Annotated in this window: 15 protein-coding genes; 5 read left to right on the top strand and 10 right to left on the bottom strand. The window is 65.8% G+C overall.

Annotation, left to right across the window (positions count from 1 at the left end; translation table 11 throughout):
- Positions 1-51 precede the first annotated feature (51 nt).
- From BM175_RS04505 to BM175_RS04495, 3 genes are read right to left on the bottom strand one after another with little or no spacing between them, the layout of a single operon-like run.
- A complete protein-coding gene (locus BM175_RS04505; protein ID WP_090959847.1) occupies positions 52-2,499 on the bottom strand; it encodes an LPS-assembly protein LptD in 2,448 nt (815 codons plus the stop codon).
- Between the two features lies 1 nt (position 2,500).
- Positions 2,501-3,580 carry an LPS export ABC transporter permease LptG gene (gene lptG, locus BM175_RS04500; RefSeq protein WP_090959844.1) on the bottom strand — a complete coding sequence of 360 codons (1,080 nt, stop codon included), beginning with the start codon at positions 3,578-3,580 and terminating at the stop codon, positions 2,501-2,503.
- Positions 3,577-4,767: an LptF/LptG family permease gene (locus BM175_RS04495; RefSeq protein ID WP_090959842.1), complete on the bottom strand. Its 1,191-nt coding sequence runs from the start codon at positions 4,765-4,767 to the stop codon at positions 3,577-3,579. The genes lptG and BM175_RS04495 overlap by 4 nt, the downstream gene beginning before the upstream one ends.
- A 247-nt stretch (positions 4,768-5,014) precedes the next feature.
- On the opposite strand from BM175_RS04495, the gene BM175_RS04490 reads away from it, so the two are divergent.
- Positions 5,015-6,514 (top strand): leucyl aminopeptidase, encoded by a 1,500-nt coding sequence (locus tag BM175_RS04490; protein WP_090959840.1) that lies wholly within the window; start codon positions 5,015-5,017, stop codon positions 6,512-6,514.
- 5 nt (positions 6,515-6,519) lie between these two features.
- Positions 6,520-6,972, top strand: a complete 453-nt coding sequence (locus BM175_RS04485; RefSeq protein ID WP_090959837.1) for a DNA polymerase III subunit chi — start codon at positions 6,520-6,522, stop codon at positions 6,970-6,972.
- A 7-nt stretch (positions 6,973-6,979) separates the two neighbouring features.
- Here BM175_RS04485 and BM175_RS04480 read toward each other — a convergent pair whose 3' ends face one another.
- The 3 genes from BM175_RS04480 to BM175_RS04470 form a co-directional block, all read right to left on the bottom strand.
- Entirely contained in the window at positions 6,980-7,774 is a 795-nt protein-coding gene (locus tag BM175_RS04480) for an alpha/beta fold hydrolase (RefSeq protein WP_090959835.1), read from the bottom strand.
- 108 nt (positions 7,775-7,882) lie between these two features.
- Complete coding sequence (locus BM175_RS04475) at positions 7,883-9,781, bottom strand: ABC-F family ATP-binding cassette domain-containing protein (protein WP_090959833.1); 1,899 nt, start codon at positions 9,779-9,781, stop codon at positions 7,883-7,885.
- 52 nt (positions 9,782-9,833) lie between these two features.
- The gene (locus BM175_RS04470; protein ID WP_090959831.1) at positions 9,834-10,340 is read right to left on the bottom strand and encodes a DinB family protein; all 507 of its coding nucleotides are present in this window, start codon (positions 10,338-10,340) and stop codon (positions 9,834-9,836) included.
- 31 nt (positions 10,341-10,371) lie between these two features.
- Here BM175_RS04470 and BM175_RS04465 point away from each other — a divergent pair, with 31 nt between their 5' ends.
- The 3 genes from BM175_RS04465 to BM175_RS04455 all read left to right on the top strand — a co-directional run bounded on the left by BM175_RS04465 (position 10,372) and on the right by BM175_RS04455 (position 12,536).
- Positions 10,372-11,067 (top strand): glutathione S-transferase family protein, encoded by a 696-nt coding sequence (locus BM175_RS04465; RefSeq protein WP_090960217.1) that lies wholly within the window; start codon positions 10,372-10,374, stop codon positions 11,065-11,067.
- 81 nt (positions 11,068-11,148) lie between these two features.
- On the top strand, positions 11,149-11,571 hold the full coding sequence (ndk, locus tag BM175_RS04460; protein ID WP_055884259.1) for a nucleoside-diphosphate kinase: 423 nt from the start codon (positions 11,149-11,151) through the stop codon (positions 11,569-11,571).
- A 230-nt stretch (positions 11,572-11,801) separates the two neighbouring features.
- Positions 11,802-12,536: a P-loop NTPase family protein gene (locus BM175_RS04455; RefSeq protein WP_090959829.1), complete on the top strand. Its 735-nt coding sequence runs from the start codon at positions 11,802-11,804 to the stop codon at positions 12,534-12,536.
- A 3-nt stretch (positions 12,537-12,539) separates the two neighbouring features.
- Here the strand turns inward: BM175_RS04455 and BM175_RS04450 are convergent, their stop codons facing one another.
- The 4 genes from BM175_RS04450 to uvrC all read right to left on the bottom strand — a co-directional run bounded on the left by BM175_RS04450 (position 12,540) and on the right by uvrC (position 16,059).
- A complete protein-coding gene (locus BM175_RS04450; RefSeq protein WP_090959827.1) occupies positions 12,540-13,001 on the bottom strand; it encodes a molybdenum cofactor biosynthesis protein MoaE in 462 nt (153 codons plus the stop codon).
- Between the two features lies 1 nt (position 13,002).
- Positions 13,003-13,254: a molybdopterin converting factor subunit 1 gene (gene moaD / locus BM175_RS04445; protein ID WP_090959825.1), complete on the bottom strand. Its 252-nt coding sequence runs from the start codon at positions 13,252-13,254 to the stop codon at positions 13,003-13,005.
- A gap of 38 nt (positions 13,255-13,292) precedes the next feature.
- Positions 13,293-13,874 carry a CDP-diacylglycerol--glycerol-3-phosphate 3-phosphatidyltransferase gene (gene pgsA / locus BM175_RS04440; protein WP_090959822.1) on the bottom strand — a complete coding sequence of 194 codons (582 nt, stop codon included), beginning with the start codon at positions 13,872-13,874 and terminating at the stop codon, positions 13,293-13,295.
- A gap of 127 nt (positions 13,875-14,001) precedes the next feature.
- Complete coding sequence (uvrC, locus tag BM175_RS04435) at positions 14,002-16,059, bottom strand: excinuclease ABC subunit UvrC (RefSeq protein WP_090959820.1); 2,058 nt, start codon at positions 16,057-16,059, stop codon at positions 14,002-14,004.
- Positions 16,060-16,190 lie beyond the last annotated feature (131 nt).

Genomic DNA, 16,190 nt, shown 5'->3' with positions numbered 1-16,190 from the left:
GACGCATGGCTAGCGTCGAGCTTTGGCGAAACGATGGTCTTCTAGCCGCAATCAGCCGCCGCTTCCAACCCCGAAACCGAAATCGGCATCCACGAGCGTGCGCAGCGCAAGCTTGAACATGACCTTCGACTCCGACGACTGCAGGTTATAGCGGTCGTTGGTGTTCTGGTACTCGGCGATGAGGCTGAAGCACTCGTCGGCGTAGCCGACGCCGAAGGAGCGGTTGATCACGGCTTCGTTCTCGATATCGTAGGAGATCGAGCCGAACGTGCGGATTTCGTCCGTTACCTTCAGCGACGCGGACGTCGTGACCTGGTGGCGATCGTCCGGGAAGCTATAGATCGGCTGCGCGCCGATTAGGGAGTAGGTGACGGCCGTGTCCAGACGGCCGATCGTGACACCGGCCATGACGTCGGCGCGGTTCACGTCCAGCGTCTCCTCGTCAAAGCGACCCTGAGCTCCGAGGTTCACGCCGTAGGGGGTGGAGAGCGAAACCGCCGACACGTAGTCCGACCGGTCGGTCTCCAGCCCGGAATCGAAACCGACAAGCGCGTAGTCGAGCTGCGAGTACGGGTTTTCGCCCGCGAGATGGAAAGATTGCCCGATCAGAGCGTCGAGCGAATAGCCGGCGCCGAAGACGCCGCTGTACTGCACGCCGACATTGGCACGCGTGCCCCCCTCGATCCGGTCGTACCCGGAGAACTTGTCCTCATCGAACAGGTTGGCGGCGTTGAAGACGAGGCTCTGCGCGTCCTCGTTGGGCAGGCGACCTGCATCCATTTCGTTCGGGCGCAGCAGAAGCTGCGCGATCGGTGTGATGACGTGCTGCGTGTTCGCCGTTTCGATGAGATAGGGGTAACGCGCCTCCAGCCCGGCCGTCGCCATCGCGCGGCCGCCGGCTTCGTCCACCTCGACACCGCCGAGACCGAGCGGGGTTCCGTTGGCATAGCCGATCTGGCTCATGTCGGCCCGGTAGAGATCGCCGCGACCGGAGAGCGAGGGCGTGATCTGCAGTCCGGCATCGGTCGTGTAGGTTCGGCGCCAGCGCGCATCGAAGGACGCGCGCGAGTAGTCGCCCTCGAGCGCATTGCGACGGAAATAGTCCGTCCTGAACGGGAAGCCGTTGCCTTGCTCGCAGACGCCCGAAACCGTGAACTCGCTCTGGCAAATCAGCAGGAAGCCAGGGCTCGACGCGTTGCGCGACAGGTTGGTCACGTTCACGTTGTATTCGAGCTGTCCGCCGAGGACCGGGTTCTCCTCGATGCGCTGGTAGTCCAGCGTCGGCCAGATGTAGGGCTGAACGCGGTCGGTGAGGGTGTTCTCGGTCTGAACGTCGAACTTCTGCCCGCGCAGATCGAAGAAGGTCTGGTCGCCAAGGCCGGTGAGGTAGACCTCGGACGTTCGGTAGATTTCCGAAAAGTTCTCGATCTCGTAGACGTTCGAGAAGTTCGAGTCGCTCTGCGCCAGGATATCCCAGCCGAACGTCCAGCGATCGTTCAGCGCGAAGCGACCCGTGGTGCCGACCATGCCGCGCGTCTCGTCCACCGGATCGGCGAAGCCGAGAACGTTGTCGGACCGGAAGTCGTTGAAACGATCAGGGTTCGCTTGGCTGATGCCGGCGGTCTGAAGGGTGATGTAGCCGTTCTCGAACGCCCTGCGGTATTCCGCCTCGGCGAGGAAACCCTGCTTCGTGAAGTAGGTACCGGCGATCGTCGCGTCGGACGACTCGTCGATCGCGAAATAGTAGGGGATGCGGACACCGAAGCCGGTCTTGTCCGACGACTTGAACGAGGGCGCCAGAAGCCCGCTCTGCCGCTTCACGGTGGGATCGGGCGAGGCAAAGTAGGGGAGATAGGCGAGCGGCTTGCCGAACAGCTCGAAACGGGCGCCGTAGTAGCGAATGACCTTGGCGTTCTGATCCCAGACGATACGCCGTGCCTTGACCTGCCAGAGCGGCGGGCGGTCCGGGTTCTTCTCGCAGGCTTCGCAGGCCGTGTAGATGCCGCGCTCGAAGGTGGTCACCGCGCCGTCGCGGCGGACGGCCTGTCCAGCGGCGAAGCGCGTGTTGTCCGGCGTCTCGATGCGGAGCGCCTGGACGAAGCCGTTGGCGAAGTCGTCCGTGACGTCGATCGAGTCGGCATAGATGCGATTGCCCGTCGGCTCGACGAGCTCGACGTCACCCGACGCGACAAGCCTCCGGCTAGCCTGATCGTAGACGATGTCCTGCGCCACGAGCTTGTAGGGCCCGTAGTCGATCTGCACGCCGCCCGCCGCGCGAACGACCTGACGGTCGCTGTCGTAGGTGACGGTATCGGCTTCCAGGAACAGCTGGGTTCCCTCGGGGACCGAAACGGTGCCACCGAGTTCGCCGAGCGAAGCCTGCGCCAAGGCAGGCGAGGCCGAGGCGAGGGCAGCCACGGCCACACCCGCCAACAGAGCGCCCTTTGCCTTCGACCAACCCCCGGTCTCGGCGCGGCGCGGGTTTCCCCTCGCTGTCATTCTAGCCATCCTCCTGATGGAGCAGGATCGTCGTCCCGAACAATCCTGCCGCCACGACCGGGAACCACGCCGCGATGACGGGCGGAACCACGGAATTGCTCCCCAGCGCCTGCGCGAGGAAAGTAACGACGTAAAGCACGAAGCCGGCTGCGATGCCACTGACGATCATGCGTCCAGACTGGCCGATGCGCGTGTAGCGCACAGCTACGGTCGCCGCGACGAGCACCATCGCCACGAAGAGCGCGGGCCGCGCGATCAAGGCGTTGAGCCGCATCGCGAAAGCATCGGCGTTGTAGCCAAGGCTTCGCGCGACCTCGATCTTCGGTGCAAGCTCCCAGATCGAAATCGTCTCGGGATCGGCCAGCCGTTGTTCGATGTATTCGGGCAGGAGCGTGGTGGGAATGACACGCTCGCCCTCGTTCACCGGCGGTGATCCGATTCGGGTCACGCTGGCGTTCTCGATGTGCCAGGCACCGTCGCGAAGGTGGGCGACCGGCGCGTCGATCCGCTCCCGCACGACGCCCTCGCCGTCGAGCAGGAACGCCGTCACGCTGCCGAGCGTCGCCCCTCGATCGGCGACGATCTTGGCGCCGATGATGGACTCGATCCCATTGCCGTTCTGCCGCAGCCATGGTGCGCGATCGGTCGTGGTCTGCATCGAGCCGGCGTTCTCGGTTTGCAACTGCGCCGCCTTGCTCTGCGCGAAGGAGGCCAGCGGGTTGTAGACCGCGACCGAGACGACGCCGATCAGGAAGGCACCCGCGGCGAACGGCGCCAGCATCTGCCAGACCGATACGCCTGCAGCACGCGCGACCACGAGTTCCATCTTCCGGTTCAGCGACACCAGCGTGAAGATCGCCGAGAAGAGAACGATGAAGGGGAAGGCCTGCTCGATGAACGCGGGGACGCGCAGCGCAGAAATGGTCGCGATCGTGTCGAAGCCGACGTCGCCAGGCAGACCGCGCCGGCTGACCTCGATCATGTCGACGAGATATACGAGCGCGAAGACCGCGACGAAGGTCGACAGGAAGCTGACGAGGAAGCGACGGAGGAAGTAGAGGTTGAGCGTCCACCGCTTCATGCGCCGGCCGCCTTTCCGGACCGGGCGCCCGGCAGAAGGCGCTGCAACTGGCTTCCCAGCCACAACGTGCCGTCGCTCACAGCCCGCACGGCGCGCGTCTCGCTCACATTCACGTTGCGCCACAGCAGCCAGAGGTCGAGCGCGATCGCGCCGAGCGGCAGGCCGTAGGCGAGGGCCGTGTAGCGTGCGTCGTCGCTCACCAGCGACAGCGAGACGAAGCCGCCCGCCTTGAGAAGCAGCGAGCCGCCGAGACCGAGCGCCATCGCAGGCCCCGGGCCCTGCCGGTTGGTGCGCGGATGGCCGGCCACGATCAGGGCCCAGAGCGCGAAGGCGATCGGATAGAGCCAGTCGGTCCGGCGCTGGGCCAGCTCTTCGGTGAAGCGGTTGGGATGAAGCTGGTAGACCCGGTCGTTCGGATCTGGGTTCAGAAGCTCGCGCGTCGAGCGCTCCGACATGCGCACCCAGTCCCGCGTCTCGACGGGCCGCAGATTGGCGAGGTCGAAGGCGTAGGTCTGGAACTCGATGATGGAAACGGAACCGTCGTTGTTGCGCTTGCGGTGAAGCTGGCCGTCGTCGAGCACGAGATAGGATTGTCCCTCGCGCTCCACGATGGATGCCTCGCGGGCGAAGTAGGTCAGGTCGAGGGTCGGATCACGGGTGTCGGCGAGAAAGAGCCCCCGCACGTTCGGCCCGCGCGCCTCGTCGATGCTCATGATGAGGCCGTCCTGCACCTGCTCGAAGCGTCCGGGCTGCAGAAAAAGGCTGATCGCGTCGGCGTTGATGGAACGGATCCCGTTCTGAAAGGCGCTGGAGGCGGCGGGGCCGACGACGTGCGAATTGAAGAGGATCAGGCCCGATGCGACTGCCGCCAGGATCATGATCGGCTTGGTGATCACGCTGCGCGAGCCGCCGGACGCCGCGATGACGGCGCGTTCGGAATCGGCATTCAATGAGTTCAGCGTCTGCACGGCGCCGATCAGGAGCGCGAAGGGAAGGACCCCTGCGGCGAGATCCGGCATCAGCATCAGCGCGATCCAGAAGATGTCGCCGGCAGCGGTCGCCGATGTGCGCACAATGTCGAGCCGCTGGAGGACCTGCACGATCCAGACGATGAGAACGAGCGCCGTGAGCGAGCCGACCGTGTAGGTCAGGGCTCTGCGGAAAATGTAGCGTTCGATCAGCTTCATGCCGTGGTCGTCTCGACAGTCCCGTTCAAACCGCCGTCCTCCGGCGCGGTACCGAACCGCGCGGTTCGACATACTAGGCCGCCGTAGACTGAGCCAGCTTGGCTAAAGAAGGGCGAACAAACGTGGTTAACGCTTTGTTCGCCCGTGCACGACCCTTGCAATGCAACACTCCGTCACCAGAATGACGACCGAATCCCTTTGTGTCGGGGCACAGGTCCCGGCGCGTCGATAGCGCATCGGAGACCGCATGTCCGTCCAGCCTACCATCGCCTTCGCGCCGCTGCAGATGCCCGGGACGGGCACGCTCGTCATTCTCGCGGGGACGGAGGGAACTCTGCCGTCCGACGTCTCGCCGGATGTGGCGGACGCCGTGCAGAAGGCGATCGGCGTCGCGAAGTTCAAGGGCAAGGAGCTTTCAACCGTCGAAGCCATCGCGCCGGCCGGATCATCTCTGGAGCGCATCGTCGTCGTCGGCACCGCGGGCGACAAGCCGTTCGGCGAGGAGGAATGGCTGCGGCTCGGCGGCACGATCGCCGGCGGGACGAAGGGCGAGGGGCCGGTGACGGTGTGGGGCGACGGCGGTGCGACAACCGCGACGCCGCGCGACCTTGCGACCATCGGTCTCGGCATTCTGCTGCGCGCCTACAAGTTCGACCGCTACAAGTCCAAGAAGTCGACGCCGGGCGAGGAGGCGGAGGCCGAGACCTCGCGCACCTACACCATCGCCTCGGCGACGCCGGACGAGGCACGCGAAGCCTTCGTCGCCGCACAGGCGCTCGCGGACGGCGTGATCCTCGCGCGCGACCTCGTCAACGAGCCCGCCAATGTCCTGACCACGACCGAATATGCCTCCCGCGTCGAGGCGCTCGCCTCAGACGGGCTCGAGATCGAAGTGCTGGACGAGGCGCGAATGGCGGAATTGAAGATGCGCGCGCTGCTTGGCGTCGCGCAGGGCTCGCCGATGCCGCCGCGCCTCTGCATCATGCGCTGGAACGGCGGCGCGGACGGCGAGGCGCCGGTCGCCTTCGTCGGCAAGGGCGTGATCTTCGACACGGGCGGCGTCTCGATCAAGCCGGCCGCCGGCATGGACGAGATGAAGGGCGACATGGGCGGCTCGGCGGCCGTGGTCGGCCTGATGCGCGCACTCGCGGGCCGCAAGGCAAAGGTCAACGCCATCGGCATTGTCGGCCTCGTCGAGAACGCCGTTGACGGAAACGCACAGCGCCCGGGCGATATCGTGACGGCCATGTCGGGCACGACCATCGAGGTGCTGAACACGGACGCCGAGGGACGCCTCGTGCTGGCGGATGCGCTCTGGTACACGCAGGAGCGCTTCAAGCCGAAGTTCATGGTCAACCTCGCGACCCTGACCGGCGCCATCATCGTCGCGCTCGGCAACCACCATGCCGGTCTGTTCTCCAACAACGACGAGCTCGCCGAACGACTTCTGGCCGCGGGGCTGGAGACCGGCGAGAAGGTCTGGCGCATGCCGCTCGGCAAGGAGTACGACAAGATGATCGAGGGCAAGTTCGCCGACATCAAGAATGTCGGCAACGGTCGCGCGGCCGGCGCCACCACCGCCGCCCAGTTCCTCCAGCGCTTCGTCAACGACGTGCCTTGGGCGCATCTCGATGTGGCCGGAACCGCGATGGGTTCGCCCGCGAACGAGTACAACCAGTCCTGGGCCTCCGGTTTTGGGGTCCGGCTCCTCAACAAGCTCGTGGAAGATCACTACGAGGCGCGCTGAGCCGCATGGCCGAGGTGCTGTTCTATCACCTGACCGAAAGCCGGATGGAGGACGCGCTGCCCGACCTCCTCGAGAAGTCGGTCGCGCGCGGTTGGCGCGTCGTGGTTCAGGCGGTGACGCCCGAGCGACGCGATGCCCTCGATCAGCACCTCTGGACCTATAAGGACGACAGCTTCCTTCCCCACGGCTCAGATGCCGATGGGGGAGGCGCCCTCCAGCCAATCCTGCTGACGATCGAGCCCGAGCAGCGCGCCAACGATCCGCACGTGCGTTTCATGGTGGAGGGGGCCGTACCGGTCGACCTGACGCCGTACCAGCGCGGCGTCTACCTGTTCGATGGAGACGACCCCGATCAGCTCTCGACCGCTCGCGAGCGCTGGAAGGCGGAGAAGTCGGCTGGTCATGCCGTGACATACTGGCAGCAGACCGAGGGCGGGCGCTGGGCGAAAAAGGCCTGAATGATGCTCAGGTCGTCGTTCCGTCGACGAAGTCGAGGACGGCAGAGGCGTAGCCGTCCGGGTCTTCCAGCGGGGCGGAATGGCCGACGGCCGGCAGAATGAGAAGCTTGGCGCCCGGAATGGTCGCAGCAAGATACTCGGTGTGCTCCCGGCTGATCGCTTCGTCATGCTCGCCGATCGCGATCTCGGTCGGCACCGGAATCGTCTCGAGTTCGGCCTGCGAGAAGTTCGGCTCGTTGGCCCAGAGCGCTTCGATCTCGTCCTTGATGTTGTCGTAGTGCTTGAGCTCCGGGCGGTTCGGGTCGTCCGGCTTGAAGCCGAGGAAACCGTCCGGCGTCGCGTTCGCCGCCTGTACGAACAGACGCGACAGGCGCTCCGGGTGGCGGATCGCGATGTCGAGCCCAATGATGCCGCCATCGCTCCAGCCGACCAGCGCCACCTGCGAGATGTGCAACTGGTCGAGAAGCGCGAGGTAGTCGTCCGCCATCAGGTCGTAGGTGATGACGTCCTCGGTGCTGGTGGAGCGTCCCTGTCCGCGGCTGTCCGCGACGATGACGCTGTGGTGCTCCGAAAGTGTCGCGAGTTGTGCTCGCCAGACGCGGCTGTCGGACAGGCCCCCATGAATCATCAGGATCGGCGGCCCTCCTCCGTAGACACGGAAGAAGAGGTTGATGCCGTTCACCTCGGCAAAGCCTGTTTGCAGAGGAATGGGTTCGTCGAAACCGCGGCTGCGCGGTTCGTCCGCCGGAAAGGCGGTGAGCGTGAGGACGGCGAGAACTGCCGAAAGGATGGGACGCCGCATGACGAACCGCTCCGTGGGCCGCCCTGGTGACGTTACCGGCCGCCTTTAAGACAAGCTAGCGCTGTCACGTTGACGTCTCAAGGATTCATGAAGGTTTTTCGACAGCCCTCAGTCCGCCATGGCGGAGTCGTGCTCCTCGGTGAATTCGAGCCATTCCGCCTCGCACCGTTCGAGCGTCTTTTCGGCTGACGACTTCTGGCGGCCGAGATCGGCAGCCTTCGCGGGATCGCGGGTGTAGAGCGCGGGATCGGCCAGCTTCTCGTCGAGGTCCTTGATCGTCGCCTGGAGCCGCGACATCTGGACTTCGAGATTGGTGATCTTCTTCTTCAACGGCTTCAGCGCCTCGCGCTTCTCGGCCGCGAGCCGGCGCTGGTCCACCTTCGAGACGACGGGAACCGTTGCTTCCTCGATCGCCTCGCCCTGATTGCCGCCGCCCGAGCGCGCGCCGGACAGAATGAGCTTCTTGTAGTCGTCGAGATCGCCGTCGTAGCGCTTGACGGTGCCGTCGCCGACGATCCACAGCCGGTCCATCGTCGCTTCGACCATGTGGCGGTCGTGGCTGATGAGGATGACGGCGCCGGGGAAGTCGTTCAAGGCGTGGACGAGGCTCTCGCGTGCCTCGATATCGAGATGGTTCGTCGGTTCGTCGAGGATCAGGAGGTTCGGCGCGTCGATCGTGGCAAGGCCCATTAGGAGGCGCGCCTTTTCACCGCCGGACAGGCTGTCGGCAACCGTGTCCATCTTCTGGGTTGGCAGGCCCATTTGGGCGACCCGCCCGCGCACCTTGGCTTCCGGCGCATCCGGCATGAAGCGCCGCACGTGCTGTACGGCGGTCTCGTTCGGGCGCAGGTCGTCGATCTGGTGCTGCGCGAACATCGCGATCTTGAGGCCCGGCGCGCGCGTGACCGAGCCACGCTGTGCGGTAAGCCTCTCGGCGATGAGTTTGGCGAAGGTCGATTTGCCGTTGCCGTTGGCGCCGAGCAGCGCGATGCGGTCGTCCGCGTCGATACGGATGTCGAGGCCGCGCAGGATCGAGCGCTCCGCGCTGTAGCCGACCGAAACGCCTTCCATGCGGATGATCGGGGACGCCAGGATCTTTTCCGGCTTCGGGAAGACGAACGGCGTCACATGCTCCTCGACAATGGCCTGCAGCGGCTTCATCCGCTCCAGCGCCTTTAGTCGGGACTGCGCCTGCCGGGCCTTCGACGCCTTGGCGCGGAAGCGCTCGACGAAGGCCTCCATGTGCTTGCGGGCGGCGTCCTGCTTGGCGATCGCCTTGCCGAGAAGCTCCAGCTTTTCGGTGCGCTGCCGCTCGAAGCTGTCGTAGTCGCCGCGATAGAAGACGAGCTTCTTCTGGTCGAGATGGATGATCGCGTTCACCGCGTTGTTCAGGACATCGCGATCGTGGCTGATGATGAGGACGGTGTAGGGGTAGCGCGAGACGAAGTTCTCGAGCCAGAGCGTGCCTTCGAGGTCGAGATAGTTCGTCGGCTCGTCCAGAAGCAGAAGATCGGGCCGGGAGAACAGGACGGCTGCCAGCGCCACGCGCATCCGCCAGCCGCCGGAGAATGACGAGACGGGACGCGCCTGCGCGACCGCATCGAAGCCGAGACCGTCGAGGATCGCGGCCGCCCGTGCTTCGGCCGAATGGCTTTCGATGTCGGCGAGGCGCAGGTGCACTTCCGAGATCCGCTGCGGATCGGTGGCGGTTTCCGCTTCCTCGAGCAGCGCGACGCGCTCGAGGTCTGCCGCGAGAACCACCTCCAGAAGCGACTGCTCCGTGCCCGGCGCCTCCTGAGCGACCTGACCGATGCGGGTGTTGCGCGGGATTGAGACGCCGCCGCTTTCGGACGCGAGATCGCCTGTGATGACGCGGAAGAGCGTAGACTTGCCGGCCCCGTTGCGACCGACGAGACCCGCCTTCGTTCCGGCTGGGATCGAAAGGCTCGCGTGATCGATCAGGAGGCGCCCCGCGACGCGGGCGGACAGGTCGGTGATCTGAAGCATGGCCGGCTTTTGCCATGTTTGCCCCAGGGGCGAAAGTCCGACGATTAGGCTCTCAGCCGCGACCCGTGTCCCGGAGGAACGCGACCAGATCCATCGAGGGTCCGGGGAGGCCGAGCCCCGTGATGACGGCACTCGCCTGGCCCCTATGGTGGGTCTGGTGGTTGAAGACATGCAGGAGCGTTGGCCCGAGACGGGCTTCGATGACGCCCGGTTGCGTCAGGGGCGAGTAGTGGATGGTCATGGCGAGATCGCTTTCGGACAGCGAACCGACATAGGAGGCCAGACGCGCGTCTTCAGCCTCGCGTGCGGCGCGCAGCGCGTCGACCTCCGTGTAAAGGATCGCGTCAAGCCGGTCCGGCGCCGATCCGTCTCCGGTGAAACGTCTTAGCCAGATCCGATCGGCACACAGGATGTGGTTGAGCGTGCCGAGAAGGGAGCGGAAGAAGACGCCGCGATCCTCGGCGAATTGTGCGGGCGTCAGGCTGCTCGCGCTCTCGAAAAGTCGTCGATTGGCCCATTCGTTATAAGCCGCAAAGGTGACGAACTGTTCCTGATACAAGGCAATGCCTCAGCTTTCGGGAGAATCGATCGTGACCATACTGCTCTACGACCTCGTCGGCAGCGACCCCTCGCGCCCGTTCTCGCCGCACTGCTGGAAGGCGCGTATGGCGCTCGCGCACAAGGGCTTGGAGTTCGACGCCCTGCCGACGCGCTTCACAGAAGTCGCCGAGGTCGAGGGTGGCGGCGGACGGACAGTGCCCGTGATCCGTGACGGCGACGCGGTGGTGCAGGACAGTTTCGCGATCGCCGAATATCTCGACGACACCTATCCCGACCGGCCGCCGCTCTTCGAGCGCCAGAGCGGACGAGCGCTCGCTCGATTCGTCGAAAGCTGGAGCCAGCGCACCCTGCACCCTGCCATCGTGCGCGCCACGATTCTCGATATCCACGCCGCGCAGGACGACGAGAACAAGGCCTTCTTCCGTACCAAGCGCGAGAAGGCCTTCGGCAAGCCGCTGGAGCAGGTGCAGGACGGGCGGACCGAAGAGAAGCGGCTTGCGGCGTCGAAGTCCCTGGAGCCGCTGCGTGCCACCCTTCGCAACCAGCCGTTCCTGGCGGGCGAGCGTCCGATGTTCGCGGATTACATCGTGTTCGGCGGGTTCCAATGGCTGCGGGTGCTCTCCACGTTCCAACTGCTCGATGACGGGGACCCGATCGCGGATTGGTTCGAGCGTTGTCTCGACCTGCATGGCGCGCTCGGCCGTCAGGTTCCGGCCGCCGCCTGAGCGCTCCCCGCCTTGCCGCGGGGCGGGGGCACGGCTATAGAGCGCGCCATCTTCAGCCCTTTGACTTTGGGATAACGGCCAATGGCGATCGAACGCACCTTCTCCATGATCAAGCCCGATGCGACGCGTCGCAACCTCACCGGCGCGATCACCAAGATGCTGGAAGAGGGTGGCCTGCGCGTCGTCGCCTCCAAGCGCGTCTGGATGAGCCGCCGCGAGGCCGAGGGCTTCTACGCCGTCCACAAGGAGCGCCCGTTCTTCGGCGAGCTCGTCGAGTCGATGTCGGCCGGCCCGACGATCGTGCAGGTGCTCGAGGGCGAGAACGCCATCTCGCGCAACCGCGAGCTGATGGGCGCGACCAACCCGGCGCAGGCCGCCGAGGGCACGATCCGCAAGGCGCACGCCCTCTCGATCGGCGAGAACTCGGTGCACGGCTCGGACGCTCCCGAGACCGCCAAGGAAGAGATCGCCTACTGGTTCTCCGAGACCGAAATCGTCGGCTGAACTGAAGCGTAGAAGACGTGACACGGGGCGGCGGATCGTAAGGTCCGCCGCCCTTTTTGTTGCCAGCTCGCACCACTGCGGAAAGAGCAAGTCTCTCAGCGAACGGAACGGCTTGCGACCGAATGTGACGTGTCGATGAATGGGAGCTCGCAGGCGCGGATGGACGGTGCGATTCAGGACGCCGGGCATGGCCGGCATCGGCCGCAGCGCCACAGTGGGAGAGACGGCGCATGGCGGTCATCGCCATCGGAAGCGTTCGCAGCGGCGGCACTTCGACGCTTGCCCTGACGCTCGCCGGCGCGATCGCCGACGCTGGCGGATCGGTCCTTCTGATCGACGCCGCGCGAAACCCGGACCTCGTCCGCTGGTCCCACCGCCCGGGGTGCCCCGACCTCATCTCCGTGGCTCGGCCGACCAACGATGAAGGGTTGCGGGAGCTGACGCATCTCGGTCGACGCGAGGGGCGTACCGTCGTCATTGATGCCGGGTTCAAGCGCGATCGCCTTCGGGCCGCCTTCGAAATTGCATGGATGTCGCTCATCCCGGTTCGATTCTCTCCGCTGTCCGTCGCGGCGGCAGTCGAGACGGATCGCCTGATCGATGGGATCAACCGTCGCCGCTCCGGCGGGAGGGCCTTCGTCGCGACGGCCATCACCCGAATTTCGAGCCGCATCGCGCGCACGCTCGAAAAGGAACTCTGTGAAAGCCGCACGGTCCGGCTCCCTGCCGGGCTGTCTCTGCGCGCCGCCTTCGAGGCTCCGTTTCTCGTCGGCGGCACGGTGCACAGCTTGAGCAACAGTGACGCGCCGGGGCTCGACCGTGCCCGCGCGGAGGCTGAAAGCCTCCTTTTCGAACTCGATCTCTACGGTCTGCGGCGCCCGGCCTGTCCGCTCGCGGCGCCTTCGCTCGTGGCGAACATGGACGAGTTGCCCGACGAGCGGACCACCGCCCTCGCTTCGGCCTGACCGCTACAGGCGGTGCCAGCGATCCGCAGCGGCGTCGTCGGTGTCCTTTGCCTCGACCCAGCCTCCGGCCGTGCCGTCGACGAGATGCTCGCGCTTCCAGAATGGAGCCATGGACTTCATGTAGTCCATAAGGAACGAGGCCGCCTCGAAGGCGGCGTGCCGATGCTCCGATGCGCAAGCGACGAAGACGATCTCCTCGCCGGGCGCGATCATCCCGTAACGATGCACGCAGTGGACGCCGAGCAGCGGCCAGCGCCGGGCGGCCTCGTCGGCCATCTCGCGGATCGCCCGCTCCGCCATGCCGGGATAGTGCTCGATCTCGAGCGCCGACAGTCGCCCGCCTTCGTCGCGGCAGTAGCCTGCGAAGGTCACGACCGCACCGGCACGGCCGCCGGGGGAGGCGAGGCGGGCCTCGGCGCCGAAATCGATCCGGTCAGACGTGACGGCGATGCTGACGTCGCTCACGTCAGCCGCCCGTCATCGGCGGGAAGATCGCGATTTCCTTGCAGTTGCCGATGGGCTGGGAGTGGGGCACGTGCTCATGGTCGATTGCCACGCGCACCATCTGAGGTGCCTGCAGCGCGGCGTCGTAGTTGTCGCCGCGACCCTTCAGCCAATGCAGGAGATCCTGCACGGTGACGACACCGGCGGGCAGCACCACCTCTTCCTCACCGACGCCGATCCGCTCGCGGACCCAGGCGAAATAAACGAGCTTCATGACGGGCCTCCCGATCTGCCGGCGGCTCTTCGGCGCCGTTACACGTCGATATGGCGCAGACCGGCGCGGAAGTAATCGTAGCCCGTATAAAGCGTGATGATCGCGGCGATCCACAGAAGAACGATGCCCGCCTGTGTCACATGGGGCACGATTTGATCGCCCGCGGGACCCGCAAGAAGAAAGGATATCGCGACCATCTGGGTCGCGGTCTTCCACTTGGCGAGGCGCGTTACGGGAACCGACACCTTCAGCTCGGCGAGGTATTCGCGCAGGCCCGAAACCAGGATCTCGCGGCACAGGATCACGATCGCGGCCCAGATCGTCCAGCCGGCGATCGTGCCGTCGGCGGCGAGAAGGAGGAGGGCGGCGGCCACAAGCAGCTTGTCGGCGATCGGGTCGAGCATCCGCCCGATCGTGGACGTCTGCTGCCACGCGCGCGCCAGATAGCCGTCGAGCCAGTCCGTCACGCTGGCGGCAACGAAAAGCCCGAGCGCCGACCAGCGTGCGGCGTCCGAGCCATGCAGGCGGCCTTCCACGAAGAAGCACAGCACTACGAGTGGAACGGCGGCGATCCGGGCGTAGGTCAGGATGTTGGGGAGACTGTACGCCTGGGATGCCATGGGTTCGGTCCGTTTGGAGGGACGAGTCGGCCGAGGGTTGCGCGCGTTCGATGAAGGCTGTTCAAACGCGGCATGACGCCCCCGTCAACATCGTGCGGGGAAAAAGGACCGGTCAGGGCCCGATGCGTCACTGGCGCTCGTGAAAATGGTCGTAGATCGTCCGCGCCATCGCGGCCGAAATGCCCTCGACCTTGAGAAGATCGTCGAAGGCGGCGCGCGACACCGCCTTGGCCGTGCCGAAATGGTGGAGGAGCGCCCGCTTGCGCGAGGGGCCGATCCCGCCGATCTCGTCCAGCGGGTTCTTGGTCAGTTCCTTCTTCCGCTTGGCGCGATGTGTGCCGATGGCGAACCGGTGCGCCTCGTCGCGCAGTCGCTGCAGGAAGTAGAGGACCGGGTCGCGCGGTGGCAGCGAGAAGGGCTCACGCCCCTGAACGATGAACCGTTCGCGGCCGGCGTCGCGGTCGACACCCTTGGCGACGCCGATCGTGGTCACCTTGTCGGCGATGCCGAGGTCCGACAGGATGGTTCGCACGGCTGAGATCTGGCCCTTGCCTCCGTCGATCAGGACGAGGTCTGGCCAAGCCGGCATATCGGCCGTATCGACCGGCTCGTCGGGTTCCGCAGCCGGGGCGGGCTGCGGCCCGGCATCCCCATGCTCCTTCAGGAGGCGGGAGAAGCGACGCGTCATCACCTCGCGCATCATCCCGAAGTCGTCACCCGGCGTAATGTCCGCGCCGCGGATGTTGAACTTGCGATACTGGTTCTTCGCGAACCCCTGTGGCCCGGCGACGATCATCGCGCCGACGGCATTGGTCCCCATGATATGGGAGTTGTCGAAGACCTCGATGCGGCGTGGGATCTCGGCGAGCCCGAAGGTTTCCTTCAGCCCCGCCAGCAGGCGTGCCTGGGACGAGGTTTCGGCCAGCCGCCGCCCGAGGGCTTCGCGCGCATTGCTCGTCGCGTGGTCGACGAGGTCCTTCTTCTCGCCGCGCTTCGGCACCGCGATTTCGACGCGCCGCTCCGCCTTGGCGCCTAGCGCGCCGGCCAAGAGCTCGCGGTCCTCCACGTCGACCGGCAGCAGGATCAGCGAAGCGGGCGGCTTGTCGTCGTAGAATTGGGCGAGGAAGGCGCCGAGCACCTCGCCGGGTTCGAGCGACGGATCGGCCTTCGGGAAATAGGCGCGGTTGCCCCAGTTCTGGCCGGTGCGGAAGAAGAAGACCTGAATGCAGGTCAGGCCGCCTTCCTGATGGATGGCGAAGACGTCCGCTTCCTCGACGCCATGAGGGTTGATCCCCTGGTGCGACTGGATGTGCGACAGCGCCGACAGGCGGTCGCGATAGACCGCCGCGCGCTCGAAATCGAGGTCGTTCGACGCCTCCTGCATCGCCTTGGCGATCGACTGCTTCACCTGACCCGAACGCCCGGACAGGAAGCCCTTGGCCTCGTCGACGAGCTCGCGGTAGCCATCCAGCGAGATCTCGCCGGTGCAGGGCCCGGAGCACCGCTTGATCTGGTAGAGAAGGCACGGACGGGTGCGCGTCTCGAAGACGCTGTCGGTACAGGTTCGCAGCAGGAAGGCGCGCTGCAGCGAGGCGACTGTGCGGCCGACGGCGCCGCCGGACGCGAAGGGCCCGAAGAAGCTGCCCTTTCGCGAGCGCGCCCCGCGATGCTTGAAGATCGCCGGCGCCTTGTGATCGTCGGTGACGAGAATGTAGGGAAACGACTTGTCGTCCCGCATCAGGACGTTGAAGCGAGGTCGCAGCCGCTTGATGAGGTTGGCTTCGAGAAGGAGCGCTTCCGTCTCCGTCCGCGTCGTGACGAACTCCATGTGCCGCGTCGCGCGGATCATGCGCATGATGCGGTTGTTATGGCCGGCGAGGCGTGTGTAGCTCGCGACCCGCTTCTTCAGCGACTTCGCCTTGCCGACGTAGAGGACCTCGTTCGCCTCGTCGAACATCCGGTAGACGCCCGGACTGTTCGGCAGACGCTTCTGGAACTCCGAAATCAGTTCGGCGCCGGTCAGCGTTTGGTCGACGTCGCGACCGCCGTCCGCCCATTCGATCGACGCGACCAGCGAGGCGACAGCGCTCGTATCGACGTCGGCCCCCGCCTCGATCGTCTCGTTCGCAAAATCCTCGTCGGTGTCGAAGTCGTCGTCGATCTCGGGTGTCAGTTCGTCAGCCATGTCGTCTTCGCCGGGAAAGCGGGGTTGGATGCCTCGGCCCTGCCGGACGAGCCGGCGACGCCTGCGCCGGAACGGAGCTGCCCGGCGGGCCGCGTCCTGCGCTTTGCTTCCCCTTATATGATTCACCATGT

The organism is Aureimonas phyllosphaerae (assembly GCF_900113065.1).
Lineage (GTDB): Bacteria > Pseudomonadota > Alphaproteobacteria > Rhizobiales > Rhizobiaceae > Aureimonas > Aureimonas phyllosphaerae.
The sequence above is the reverse complement of the archived record's forward strand: the minus strand, read 5'-3'. Positions and strand labels throughout refer to the sequence as shown.